Origin of the sequence: Pseudomonas sp. PDM17 (assembly GCF_014851985.1) — a bacterium.
Taxonomy (GTDB): domain Bacteria; phylum Pseudomonadota; class Gammaproteobacteria; order Pseudomonadales; family Pseudomonadaceae; genus Pseudomonas.
In genome coordinates this window covers 513,144-525,498 of the sequence record NZ_JACVAT010000004.1, presented here as the reverse complement: position 1 = coordinate 525,498, position 12,355 = coordinate 513,144, and the positions used below count along the sequence as shown (strand labels likewise).

Sequence of the window (12,355 nt, the reverse complement as noted above, 5' to 3'; positions counted from 1 at the left end):
CGGGCATGGCCCGCCCCTGCGGGAGGGTCGCTTACTCGTCGCCCGGCACGCCGTAGCTCGGCGCCTTGGTCGGGTCGAGGGCGCGCACCAGGTAGTCCTCCAGCTGCGGCTTGTAGGCCACCCAGAGTTTTTCCAGTTCATCGATGGGCGCTTCGTCCGCCCAGTCTACGCGCAGGTCGACGATCGGCCAGACCAGGTCGCCGACGACTTTCAGGGCGGCCGAATGCACCGGGCCGGCCTCGCCACCGGCGGCCATCGCCGCCTGCATCGCAGCCAGCAGGCGCTCGGCCAGGCAGCCGTTGGCGCCTTCGAAGGCCTGGGTCATGGCTTGGATCACTGCGGGGGACGACAGCAGGTTGCCTGCCGCCACGCAGTTTTCCCCGGCCACGGCGTTGTACACGCCCAGCGCTTCGCTGCCGGTGAACAGCGCGACCTTGCCGTGCTGGTCGATCACCGTCACCTGGCGGTACTGGCTGTAGCCGTTGCTGGAGAGCGCCTTGTCCAGCGCCGCGCCCGGCTCCAGGCCGGCTTCGAGCTGGTCGAGGATCTGCGGGCCGAGGGCCGGCAGGGTGATGTTCTGCGTGGCCACCGCGCCGACGCCGGCGCGTACCCAGGGGCAGCGGGCGCCCACGGCGATGCTCGAGGAGCTGATGGCGATACCCAGTTGTCCGGTTTCGGCGCAGCGGCCGACGATGGAGAAGGTCATGGTGGCTCCTTTGCTTGTTCTATCAGCGCAAACCTGCACAAACGACGAAGCGGCGAGGCAGGAAATCCCGCGTCGCCGCATCGCATTTCAGTTCATCGATCAGTCCGGAATGACCGCGATGACGTCGATCTCCATCAGCCACTGCGGCTGGCCGAGGGCCGACACCACCAGGCCGGTGGAGATCGGGAACACGCCCTTCAGCCACTTGCCGACTTCCTGGTACACCGGCTCGCGGTAGCGCGGGTCGATCAGGTAGGTGGTGGTCTTGACGATGTGCGACAGGTCGCTGCCGGCTTCTTCCAGCAGTTGCTTGACGTTCTTCATCGCCTGTTCGGCCTGGGCACGCGGGTCACCGAGGCCCACCAGGTTGCCCTCGAAGTCGGTACCGACCTGGCCGCGTACGTACACGGTGTTGCCGGCGCGCACGGCCTGGCAGAGGTCGTTGTCCAGGGTCTGGTTCGGGTAGGTGTCCTTGGTGTTGAACATGCGGATGCGAGTGTGGGTAGGCATCTCTTACTCCCAGGATGCGGCTTTCGGAACGGAGCCTTCGCGCTGCGAGGCATCCTGATATTCGACATAACGGCGTTGGGTGGCGATGTGGCCGGCCACGTGCTTGGCGTCGTGCCATACGCCCCAGATGAACGAGGAACCACGGCGCGACAGCCACGGCAGGCCGACGAAGTACACGCCCGGCTCGCGGGAAACGCCGCGCTGGTGCTTGGGCTTGCCCTTGTCGTCGAAGGCGTTCACCTGCAGCCAGTTGAAGTCCACGGCGTAGCCGGTGGCCCAGATGATCGAGGTGATGCCGGCTTCGGCCAGGTCCAGCTGCTGGATCGGGTTGCGGATGCACTCGGCGTCCGGGTAGACCTTGCGGGCTTCCGGCTCGAGCGGCAGGTCGAGGCCGTTTTGCTCGATATAGGCGTCTGCGGCGTCCAGCAGGCCGAGGTAGTTGTCGTCGCCGGCCTTCAGGTTGGCCACCAGGTCGTCCTGGAAGGTCACCTTGCCGTCAGCGAAGGACCTGGTCAGGCCGGTCAGGGTGATGCCCTCGTTGGCCAGACGGCGGAAATCGATGGTCTCGCCGCCACGGGCACCGCTCACGGCGATGGTCACGTGCTCGCGGCCCGGCTGCACTTCCTCGGCGTCCCACAGGCCGAGCACACCCAGCCACCAGACGAAATCGCGGTTGCGGTAGGAGCGCGGCGGACGGTCATGGGCGCCCACGGAGAGGAAGACCTTCTTGCCGGCGCGGTTCAGCTCGTCGGCGATCTGCACACCGGAGGAGCCGGCACCGATCACCAGCACGGCGCCTTCGGGCAACTGCTGCGGGTTGAAGTACTTGGCCGAGTGGATCTGCTGGATGCTCTCGTCCTTCGGCGCGATGGCCGGGATCACCGGGCGCTGGAACGGGCCGGTGGCGGAGACGATGCGCAGGGCTTGGAGAGTGCCCTCGGAGGTTTCCACGGTGAAGCCGGGGCGGCCTTCGTTGCGGGTGACCTTCTTCACTTCCACACCGGTGCGGATCGGCGCATTGAACTGCTTGGCGTAGGCGACGAAGTACTCGGCGACCTGCTCCTTGGCCGGGAAGTCATCCGGGCCGACCGGGAATTCCATGTTCGGGAAGCGGTCATGCCAGGCCGGGCCGTTGGCGACCAGCGAGTCCCAGCGGCCGGTGCGCCAGGCTTCGGCGATGCGGCTCTTTTCCAGCACGATGTGCGGCACGCCCTGCTGGGTCAGGTGCTCGCTCATGGCCACGCCGGCTTGTCCGGCGCCAACGACCAGCGTGTCGATTTCCAGGTTATCAAGCGACTTCTTGCCGAAGGCGCCTGGATTCAGGTCGGTCATGGCTTGCTTCCTCAGACTCTGATCACGTTTGTTCTTGTTGCGGCTGCGGTGAGCTGTTGGCCGCATTCTGTTCAGAGGCTGTGAATAGCGAAATTATGTTTTTTGTAGTCGCAGGCTAGGGAAAAGCTGCACCCACGCAAACCCCGCGGCCCGCGGGCTGCAGGGGAGGGGGTATAGGATTTTTGGTGGCTGGGGCGACAAATTGGATAGGCAGAATGTGGCTTGTTCGGGCTTGATTCCGCGCCAGCGTCACCGGCGTGACGCCAGGTAGGATGGGTATCGCTGCGCTCCACGCCATCCTATGGAGGCATTCATCCTGAGCGTCTGGCGGATCAGCGGCTTTCCGCCACCGCCTCGATGAACCGCTCCAGCACCAGGTTCGGCCGGCGGCCCTTGCGGGTCACCACGGTCAGCGGGATGTCGTAGTGGAAGCGCTCCGGCCGCAGCGAGCGCAGGCGGCCCTGGGCGACCCAGTCGGCGGCATAGTGGTCGGGCAGGTAGCCGATGTAGCTGCCGGTGAGAATAAGGAAGGCCATGCCCTCGCGGTCCGAGGCGTTGGCGCTGCCGCGCAGTTCCTGGTGGCGCTCCTGGGCTTCGGCGGGGATGCGGTAGCTGGGCTCCACCGCGTCGCAGGCGTGAATCTCCTCCACCGTGATGCTCGCGTCGTCGCGCTCGAACAGCGGGTGCTCCTGGCTGCAGAACAGCAGTGAGCGCTCTTCATAAAGAGCGGAATACTCCAGCCCTGAAAGCGGGCTGATGAGCGGCACCACCCCCACATGCAACCGTCCGTCGAGAACGCCCAGCTCGATCTCGTTGGGCGTGGTCATGCCGATGTTGATCCGCACGCCCGGCCCGCTGGCCTTCAGCGCGCGCAGGGCATGGGTGATGCGCATCTGCGGCAGGGTCACCAGGTTGTTGATGATGCCGATGTTCAGCTCGCCGCGCAGGTGCTGGTGCAACTCGTTGACCTCGGCGCGGAAACCCTCCAGCGCCGCCAGCAGCGACTGGGTCGCGCGGTACACCTCGCGGCCCTCGTCGGTGAGCGCGAAGCCCGCCCGGCCGCGCTGGCACAGGCGCATGCCCAGGCGCTTTTCCAGGTCGCCCATGTGCAGGCTGATGGCCGAGCGGCTGATGCCCAGCGTGCTTTCCGCGGCCGAGAAGCTGCCGCACTCGACTATGGTTTTGAAGATGCGCAGCAGGCGGATCTCGAAATCGCTGACCTGGCCCAGGGAAGGCGCCCGTTGTTTCGCCATCTTAGTTTTACCAATTCGAAACTGAACGTAAGAAGAATAAGCTTTAACTCACGTTTAGTCAGGCCCAATCTACTCCCATCGCACCAGGCCCGACGCGGCCTGCGCGCCCAACAAGACTGTCGTCGAGGACATGCTCCATGAACCAGCAAGTGAACGTCACCCCGTCGGTGGCCAGCGAACTGAACCTGAAGGCCCACTGGATGCCCTTCAGCGCCAACCGCAACTTCCATAAAGACCCGCGCATCATCGTCGCCGCCGAAGGCAGCTGGCTGGTGGACGACCAGGGCCGCAAGATCTATGACAGCCTGTCGGGCCTGTGGACCTGCGGCGCCGGTCACTCGCGCAAGGAAATCGCCGACGCGGTCGCCAAGCAGCTGACCACCCTCGACTACTCCCCGGCCTTCCAGTACGGCCACCCGCTGTCCTTCAAGCTGGCGGAAAAAATCACCCAGCTGACCCCGGCCGGCCTCGACCACGTATTCTTCACCGGCTCGGGCTCCGAGTGCGCCGACACCTCGATCAAGATGGCCCGCGCCTACTGGCGCCTGAAAGGCCAGGCGCAGAAGACCAAGCTGATCGGTCGCGCCCGTGGCTACCACGGCGTGAACGTCGCCGGCACCGCCCTGGGCGGCATCGGTGGCAACCGCAAGATGTTCGGCCAGCTGATGGACGTCGACCACCTGCCGCACACCCTGCAGCCGGGCATGGCCTTCACCAAGGGCATGGCCGAAACCGGCGGTGTCGAGCTGGCCAACGAACTGCTGAAACTGATCGAACTGCATGACGCGTCGAATATCGCCGCCGTCATCGTCGAGCCGATGTCCGGCTCCGCCGGCGTTCTGGTTCCGCCGAAGGGCTACCTGCAGCGCCTGCGCGAAATCTGCGACCAGCACAACATCCTGCTGATCTTCGACGAAGTGATCACCGCCTTCGGCCGCATGGGCAAGGCCACCGGCGCCGAGTTCTTCGGCGTGAAGCCGGACATCATGAACGTCGCCAAGCAGGTCACCAACGGCGCCATCCCGATGGGCGCGGTGATCGCCAGCAGCGAAATCTACGACACCTTCATGGGCCAGAACCTGCCGGAATACGCCGTCGAGTTCGGCCATGGCTACACCTATTCCGCGCACCCGGTCGCCTGCGCCGCCGGTATCGCCGCGCTGGACCTGCTGGAGAAAGAGAACCTGATCCAGCAGTCGCTGGAACTGGCTCCCTACTTCGAGAAGGCCCTGCACGGCCTGAAGGGCGCGAAGAACGTCATCGACATCCGCAACTGCGGCCTGGCCGGCGCCATCCAGATCGGCGCCCGCGACGGCGACGCCATCGTGCGTCCGTTCGAAGCCAGCATGAAGCTGTGGAAAGAAGGCTTTTACGTGCGCTTCGGCGGCGACACCCTGCAGTTCGGCCCGACCTTCAACGCCAAGCCCGAGGACCTGGACCGCCTGTTCAGCGCCGTGGGCGATGCCCTCAACGGGGTAGCGTAAGTGAGCGAGCGTCCGAAGGCCGTCCCGACGGTACAGATCGACAACGACAAGGTCCTGGTCACCGAGTGGCGCTTCGCCCCCGGTGCCGAGACCGGCTGGCACCGCCACGGCATGGAATACGTCGTGGTCCCGGTGACCAACGGCGAACTGCTGCTGGAAACCCCCGAGGGCGAGCGCCGCGCGCCGCTGGTCCTGGGTGCGAGCTACACCCGTCAGATCGGAACCGAGCACAACGTGATCAATCCTTGCGATCACGAAGTGGCGTTCATCGAGATCGAGCTCAAGAGCGACGAGCACCCGCACAGCCACTGAGTGCGCGGGCACGCGAGAAGGCGTAGCCGGGAAACTCCTTTTAAAGTGCAGTTCCCGGCGAGCCACGCGGCTTTGCCCACACTCCGAACAAGCCCCCTCTCCCTTCAGGGAGAGGGTTGGGGAGAGGGGCTCTTGAAGTCCTTCACCCGAACCATTCAAGCGAGAAGAGACAGCCCATGACCACCGTCAAGCACCTGATCGGCGGCGAGATGATCGCCGACACCGGCCGCACCGCCGACGTCTTCAACCCGTCCACCGGCGCAGCCATCCGCAAGGTCCCGCTGGCCAGCCGTGAAACCGTCCAGCAGGCCATCGACGCCGCCAAGGCCGCCTTCCCGGCCTGGCGCAACACCCCGCCGGCCAAGCGCGCCCAGGTGCTGTTCCGCTTCAAGCAACTGCTCGAAGCCAACGAGCAGCGCATCGTCCAGCTGATCAGCGAAGAACACGGCAAGACCATCGAAGACGCCGCCGGTGAACTCAAGCGCGGCATCGAGAACGTCGAGTACGCCAGCGCCGCCCCGGAAATCCTCAAAGGCGAATACAGCCGCAACGTCGGCCCGAACATCGATGCCTGGAGCGACTTCCAGCCGATCGGCGTGGTCGCCGGTATCACCCCGTTCAACTTCCCGGCCATGGTGCCCCTGTGGATGTACCCGCTGGCCATCGCCTGCGGCAACACCTTCATCCTCAAGCCGTCCGAGCGTGACCCGAGCTCCACCCTGCTGATCGCCGAACTCTTCGAAGAAGCCGGCCTGCCCAAGGGCGTGCTGAACGTGGTGCACGGCGACAAGACCGCCGTGGACGCGCTGATCGAAGCACCGGAAGTCAAAGCCCTGAGCTTCGTGGGCTCGACCCCGATCGCCGAGTACATCTATTCCGAAGGCACCAAGCGCGGCAAGCGCGTACAGGCCCTGGGCGGCGCCAAGAACCACGCGGTTCTGATGCCCGACTGCGACCTGGACAACGCCGTCAGCGCCCTGATGGGTGCGGCCTACGGCTCCTGCGGCGAGCGTTGCATGGCCATCTCCGTGGCCGTTTGCGTGGGCGACCAGATCGGCGACGCGCTGGTCGAGAAGATCGTTCCGCAGATCAAGGCCCTGAAGATCGGCGCCGGCACCAACTGCGGCCTGGACATGGGCCCGCTGGTCACCGGCGCTGCCCAGGCCAAGGTCACCGGCTACATCGACACCGGTGTCGAGCAGGGTGCCCAGCTGCTGGTCGACGGCCGCAACTTCAAGGTGGCCGGTCACGAGAACGGCTTCTTCATCGGCGGCACCCTGTTCGACAAGGTGACCCCGGACATGACCATCTACCAGGAAGAAATCTTCGGCCCGGTGCTCTGCATCGTGCGCGTGAACAGCCTGGAAGAAGCCATGCAGCTGATCAACGACCACGAATACGGCAACGGCACCTGCATCTTCACCCGCGACGGTGAAGCGGCCCGCCTGTTCTGCGACGAGATCGAAGTCGGCATGGTCGGTGTCAACGTACCGCTGCCGGTACCGGTGGCCTACCACAGCTTCGGCGGCTGGAAGCGTTCGCTGTTCGGCGACCTGCACGCCTACGGCCCGGATGGCGTGCGCTTCTACACCAAGCGCAAGGCCATCACCCAGCGCTGGCCGCAGCGCAAGTCGCACGAAGCGGCGCAGTTCGCCTTCCCCAGCAATGGCTGATGGTGAATAAGCGGTAAGAAAAAGGCCGGTCAGATGACCGGCCTTTTTTATTGCCAAGTGCACCGTTCTTTTCGGGAACCTATTCGTAGGATGGCGTGGAGCGAAGCGATACCCATCATTCCCCCGCCTCGATTCCCTCCACTGCCTCCCCGCCCCAATTCCTCACCAGCAGCCCGTTACGCACGTAGCGATGAAATGACGACCACCTCCAATCGACCACGTGGGGAGCATGGCCGTGCTTGCACGGATTGAAGTGGATGTAGTCCACGTGCCGTACGAAGTCGAGGTCGTCGCGAATTCGGTGCTCCCAGTAACGCCGTTGCCAGATGCCGCGCTCGCCCTTTGTCTGGCGGCTGCCAGAGACGACCTCCGTCCTGGGGAGCGCCCGTGAGAATTCTGTCTTGATCAGCCGCCAGCGCAGCGCGTAATTCGCGTCGCCCACTGGCAGGGTGCAGATGGCGTGCAGGTGGTCGGGCAGGATGACGATGGCGTCGATGTGCCAGGGGTGGCGTTGTTGCGTGTAGCCAAAGGCGGCGCAGAGCAGGTCGATGTTCTCTACCAGCAGGCGTGAGCGGCGGTCGGCCAGGGCAAGGGTGAAGAACCAGGTGGCGCCATCGGTTCTGTCGCGGCGGTATGAGGTCATGGCGCGTCCTGTGGGCATTGATGGGTATCGCTGCGCTCCACGCCATCCTACGTTCGAGGTCGCTTGTGGCGCTGCGGGGGCCGGCTGGGCTTTGTTGATGGGTATCGCTGCGCTCCACGCCATCCTACGTTCGAGGTCACTTGTGGCTCCGTGGGGGCGGCTGGGCTTTGTTGATAGGTATCGCTGCGCTTCACGCCATCCTAAGTTCGAGGTCACCTGCGGCTCTGCGGGAGCCGGCTGAAACCTTTGTAGGATGGGTGGAGCGCAGCGATACCCATGCTGCGGCGACTCAGTGGCAATCGATCATTTGCGGGACTTCTTCCCAGCGCATCCACAGGCCGCCTTGCCAGTTCAGCAGCATCAGGCGGCGGGCGTCCCAGGTGAGGAGGACGCGGCGGGGTGCTTCGGATTCAGGGGTGTGCTGGTCGCGCAGGGTGGGAATGACGTCGTGGCAGAGCCAGCGGTCCAGTGCTTCGAGTTCGGGGTGGCCGAAGCGGACGAAGGCCTTGTAGATGGCGGCTTCGCTGAGCAGGACGGTGTCTTCCGTGGTGCCGGTGCGGTAGGTCAGAGGGAGGGTCTGGACTTCGTGGGGGAAGAAGCGGTGGTGGAAGCTGTCGGGATACTGGACGGAGAGCAGGCGGGCGATGTCGCGGGAAACGAACCAGGCCTGGTTGTCGAGCATGAGGCCGCGCAGGAAGCGTTTTTTGCGGGTGAAGAAGGTTGGGGTGTAGGTGTTTTGCATTGATGAAGCTCCACTAAAAGTTTAGAGCTGCCATCGACGTCGCCAAACGAAGGGAGGCAGACCGCGCGGGGTTGGCGAACCGGTTAGTGGTGCCCGGCAGACCCGGAAGTCTCCCCGCGCGATCCGCCATTGAGCGTTGCAGAAAATTCTGCACGTGCGGGGACCTGCAAGAACATTCGCTGTTCTCGCAAGCGCCTTCAAGCGCTTTCGCGCCACTAATTCCGGGTCGCCAAACCCATGTCACTGATGTGACTGGGCGAGGATAGGAATGGCAGGTGTGCCCAACAAGCAGCGGTTTCCGGCTTGCGTGTAGGAGCGAGCTTGTGACCCACAGGGACGTGGGAAATGCCGAAATCCGTAGGGAACGGATTCGGCCTCGCGAACCGCCCAGTACCGGTGTTCCCGCTTGTGTAGGAGCGGACTCTGTCCGCGATGCTTCCAGGTCGGGTGTTCTGCGCCGCTTCGGCATGCGCGTGGGCTTTTTGTTTCGCCCCCTCGGGCGACCTCCTTTGGCAAACGCCCCAAAGGAGGCAAAGGTCTTGCCCCGGACATCCGGTTTTTCGCTTAGGCGAAAAATACCCTCGTTGAAGCGCAGTTTCAGGGGCACGCCGCGAAGGGCCATCCCTGGCCCATCGCGGCTCTCGCGGCATCCATGCCGCTCAACCCCAGAAACTCCGCTTCAACGAGGCCTCCTGAACGGGGCAGTCGGAGTGCGCTGGTATTTCTCTGGAAGTCCTTTAGAGCCAGAGCCAGAGCCGGTTCGTCGGAGCGACGGCGCTCTTCGTAGGAGCGAGCTTGCTCGCGAACCGCACGGCACCGTTGCCCATCTGTAGGAGCGGACCTTGTCCGCGAAATGCACAACGGAGAACTCCATTGCCGCAGACGTAGGGCGCATAACCCGGAACGGGTTATGCGCCAGAACGGCGGATAACGCCGAGGGCGTTATCCGCCTTACGGATGCAGATCGTGCCGGCTGGCACGGTGGTTTCGCTACGCACCGAACGGTCCCCTCTCCCTCCGGGAGAGGGTTAGGGTGAGGGGAGGCCGAGCACCGGAGTTTGCACGGCGCAGGTTGTCGGTGACACGCCGGCAGGGCCGGCGTTGGGCGGGTTCGCGAGCAAGCTCGCTCCTACAGGGGAAAGGCGCGGCGATCAGCCCAGCTGCTTCTTCAGGTAGATCCGCTGATGCCCCGGCGGGCAATCTTCGAGCACGCCCATGCGCTCGAAGCCCTGTTTCTCGTAGAAGCCGGGGGCCTGGAAGCTGTAGGTGTAGAGGAACAGGCCGACGCAGCCGCGACGGCGGGCTTCGTCTTCGGCGAGGGCGATGAGCTGGCTGCCCAGGCCGCTGCCGCGCTGGTCGTCCTGCAGCCAGAGGTAGTCGATGTAGAGCCAGCCCATGCCGGATTGGCCGAACATGCCGCCGACCACTTCGCCGTCGTCGCTGCGGGCATAGAGTTCGAAGTCGTCGTAGGTGTTGCTGCGGCCCATCTGGCCCAGGTTGTAGGCGAGCAGGCCCTTGACCACGACGTCGCGCGCTTGCGGGTCGATGCCGAGGGTGAAGTCGAATTGGCTTTGCATGGTGCCCTCCGGATTGGCGAAGGCGATCAGTCTAGGGAGATGCTGCCGCGATGGGTAGGCGCCTTTGGTAGCGGCGGGTACGGCGGTGCATGAATGCGCCCGAATCCCCGTTGATGCGGCGCATATCCCTTAGCGGGTTATGCGCCCTGCGATCAGATTTCCTCTTTGCGCGAAGTCCGGATCAGCTCCAGCGTGGTGTCGCGGAAGCGCAGGTAGCGGTAGGCGCCGTTGCTGGGGCCGTACATCCAGGTTTCCAGTTGCGGGCCGCCGGGGATGATCTTGCCGTCCTGCCCGCGCCGGGGCGGGGTTGGCGGGACGATGTCGCGCTTGTCCGGCTGCCCGCACTTGGCGAGCACTTCGTCCATCGGGTCGCCTTCGTTGATCAGGCTGGTGCCGCAGCGCAGCGTGCCGGCGTGGGCAGCGCCGGCAGCGAGGGTCAGGAGCAGGGCTATCAGCCAGGGGCGCATGGGGCGGCTCCGTTGCAGGTTCAAGTTCAACCCTAACGACCGGAAAGTGACGCTGCATTGAGCTGACGCAGGCTTAACGCACCGGGCCGGCATTGCGCACGTACAAGTCCTTGCCGCCGGTATTGCCGATTCCCCGCGCCTGCAGTTCGAAGCGCTTGGGGTGGCCCTTGATCAGGTCGCTGAGCTTCTTGAAGCCATACAGGCGTGGGTCGAACGCCGGCTGCAGCTTGCTGATGTTCTGCCCCAGGGCGCCCAGTTGCACCCAGTCATCGTCGTCGCCGTCGATGTCGTCGAGCACCTTGGCGATGAAGTCCAGCGGGACTTTCTGCGACTTGGGTTTGCTGGCGGGTTTTGCCGCTTCGGTGGCGCTCGGGGCGGCAGCCTTGTCGGTGGCCGGTGTGGGCTCGGCGACGGCGCGCAGGATCTCGGTGTAGATGAACTTGTCGCAGGCGGAGACGAAGGGCCTGGGCGTCTTTTCTTCGCCGAAGCCGTAGACCGTCAGGCCCTCTTCGCGCAGGCGCGCGGCCAGGCGGGTGAAGTCACTGTCGCTGGAAACCAGGCAGAAGCCGTCGAAGCGCCGAGTGTAGAGCAGGTCCATGGCGTCGATGATCAGCGCGCTGTCGGTGGCATTCTTGCCGCTGGTGTAGGCGAACTGCTGCATGGGCTGGATGGAGTGGTCGAGCAGAACCTGTTTCCACTTGCCCAGGTTGGGCTTGGTCCAGTCGCCATAGATGCGCTTCACGCTGGCGACGCCGTACTTGGCTATCTCCTCGAACAGCCCTTCGACGATGGCGGCGGGGGCATTGTCGGCGTCGATCAGGACGGCGAGATGGGTCTGCTGGCGAGGGGAGGGAGACTTGTTGGCCATGCTGCATCCTTTGCGGTGGTTACGACGACCTTAGTGCCCGTGGCCGGTCGCGACAACCCGGCAAGCCAATAGAGTCATTGCGCCATCACTGGCGCAGGCATATCCTCCGCCACCGTTCAGGGAGGAACGTGGCGTCATCATTCGATCGCGAACTGCCTGGGCGCCCAATCTGCCATCGAAGGAATGACCATGTTTCGCTTTCTCTGCGTTTCCCTTTTCGCGATCCTGCTGACCGGCTGCGCCTCTTCGGCGAAGGTCGAGAACATGCAGGTCAATGACCAGCAGGCGCACACCCAGGGCTATGACGCCGTGCTGCGCGACAACCTCCAGGTCACCGATGTCGAGGGTGGCAAGAAGACCAACCCGCTGTGGACCTCGCAGATCGACGGCGCTGATTTCCGCGCGGCGCTGGAGCAGTCCCTGGGCAAGGCCGGCCTGCTCGGCCAGGGCAACAAGGCGGCCTATTCGCTGCGCACCAAGCTGGTCAGCCTCGACCAGCCGGTATTCGGCTTCAGTTTCACCGTGACCTCGACCGTCGAGTACAGCCTGGTGGAAAACGCCGGTGGCCGCGTGGTCTGGCAGGAGACCGTGAAGGAGCCCTTCACCGCGGGAGTAGGTGATGCGTTCTATGGCGTGACCCGCCTGCGCCTGGCCAACGAAGGCTCGGCCCGCGCCAACATCAACACCCTGCTGCAGCGCCTGGGTGGCCTGAAGCTGGGTGCCGGTCAGGTATCGCTGCAGAACTGATCTCGCTCTACAAAAAAAGCCCGGCCATGGCCGGGCTTTTT

The 12,355-nt window shown here is 64.6% G+C and carries 13 protein-coding genes; 4 read left to right on the top strand and 9 right to left on the bottom strand.

Features of this window, described 5'->3' with window-relative positions:
* Nucleotides 1–31: 31 nt before the first annotated feature.
* The 4 genes from IB256_RS16675 to IB256_RS16660 form a co-directional block, all read right to left on the bottom strand.
* Nucleotides 32–706 carry a DUF1028 domain-containing protein gene (locus IB256_RS16675; protein ID WP_192294232.1) on the bottom strand — a complete coding sequence of 225 codons (675 nt, stop codon included), beginning with the start codon at nt 704–706 and terminating at the stop codon, nt 32–34.
* Between the two features lie 99 nt (nt 707–805).
* Nucleotides 806–1,216: a RidA family protein gene (locus tag IB256_RS16670; RefSeq protein ID WP_015474916.1), complete on the bottom strand. Its 411-nt coding sequence runs from the start codon at nt 1,214–1,216 to the stop codon at nt 806–808.
* Nucleotides 1,217–1,219: 3 nt separating this feature from the next.
* Nucleotides 1,220–2,548 (bottom strand): flavin-containing monooxygenase, encoded by a 1,329-nt coding sequence (locus tag IB256_RS16665; RefSeq protein WP_192294230.1) that lies wholly within the window; start codon nt 2,546–2,548, stop codon nt 1,220–1,222.
* 332 nt (nt 2,549–2,880) lie between these two features.
* Nucleotides 2,881–3,801, bottom strand: coding sequence for a LysR family transcriptional regulator (locus IB256_RS16660; RefSeq protein WP_192403326.1), 921 nt, complete (start codon nt 3,799–3,801; stop codon nt 2,881–2,883).
* 137 nt (nt 3,802–3,938) lie between these two features.
* Between IB256_RS16660 and IB256_RS16655 the strand changes: the two genes are divergently transcribed.
* The 3 genes from IB256_RS16655 (at nt 3,939) to IB256_RS16645 (ending at nt 7,270) form a co-directional block, all read left to right on the top strand.
* A complete protein-coding gene (locus IB256_RS16655; RefSeq protein ID WP_081518871.1) occupies nt 3,939–5,285 on the top strand; it encodes an aspartate aminotransferase family protein in 1,347 nt (448 codons plus the stop codon).
* A complete protein-coding gene (locus IB256_RS16650) occupies nt 5,286–5,597 on the top strand; it encodes a cupin domain-containing protein (protein WP_138519935.1) in 312 nt (103 codons plus the stop codon).
* 176 nt (nt 5,598–5,773) lie between these two features.
* Complete coding sequence (locus IB256_RS16645) at nt 5,774–7,270, top strand: CoA-acylating methylmalonate-semialdehyde dehydrogenase (RefSeq protein WP_192294228.1); 1,497 nt, start codon at nt 5,774–5,776, stop codon at nt 7,268–7,270.
* Nucleotides 7,271–7,385: 115 nt separating this feature from the next.
* On the opposite strand, the gene IB256_RS16640 is transcribed toward IB256_RS16645, so the two are convergent.
* From IB256_RS16640 to IB256_RS16620, 5 genes are all read right to left on the bottom strand, one after another.
* On the bottom strand, nt 7,386–7,913 hold the full coding sequence (locus IB256_RS16640; RefSeq protein ID WP_192403324.1) for an REP-associated tyrosine transposase: 528 nt from the start codon (nt 7,911–7,913) through the stop codon (nt 7,386–7,388).
* 289 nt (nt 7,914–8,202) lie between these two features.
* A complete protein-coding gene (locus IB256_RS16635; RefSeq protein ID WP_192403322.1) occupies nt 8,203–8,655 on the bottom strand; it encodes a Bro-N domain-containing protein in 453 nt (150 codons plus the stop codon).
* Nucleotides 8,656–9,806: 1,151 nt separating this feature from the next.
* A complete protein-coding gene (locus IB256_RS16630) occupies nt 9,807–10,232 on the bottom strand; it encodes a GNAT family N-acetyltransferase (RefSeq protein ID WP_192294224.1) in 426 nt (141 codons plus the stop codon).
* A 152-nt stretch (nt 10,233–10,384) separates the two neighbouring features.
* Nucleotides 10,385–10,699: a DUF2845 domain-containing protein gene (locus tag IB256_RS16625; RefSeq protein WP_192294223.1), complete on the bottom strand. Its 315-nt coding sequence runs from the start codon at nt 10,697–10,699 to the stop codon at nt 10,385–10,387.
* Nucleotides 10,700–10,772: 73 nt separating this feature from the next.
* Complete coding sequence (locus IB256_RS16620; protein WP_192294221.1) at nt 10,773–11,567, bottom strand: NYN domain-containing protein; 795 nt, start codon at nt 11,565–11,567, stop codon at nt 10,773–10,775.
* A 189-nt stretch (nt 11,568–11,756) separates the two neighbouring features.
* Here IB256_RS16620 and IB256_RS16615 point away from each other — a divergent pair, with 189 nt between their 5' ends.
* Nucleotides 11,757–12,314: a hypothetical protein gene (locus IB256_RS16615; protein ID WP_192403320.1), complete on the top strand. Its 558-nt coding sequence runs from the start codon at nt 11,757–11,759 to the stop codon at nt 12,312–12,314.
* Nucleotides 12,315–12,355 lie beyond the last annotated feature (41 nt).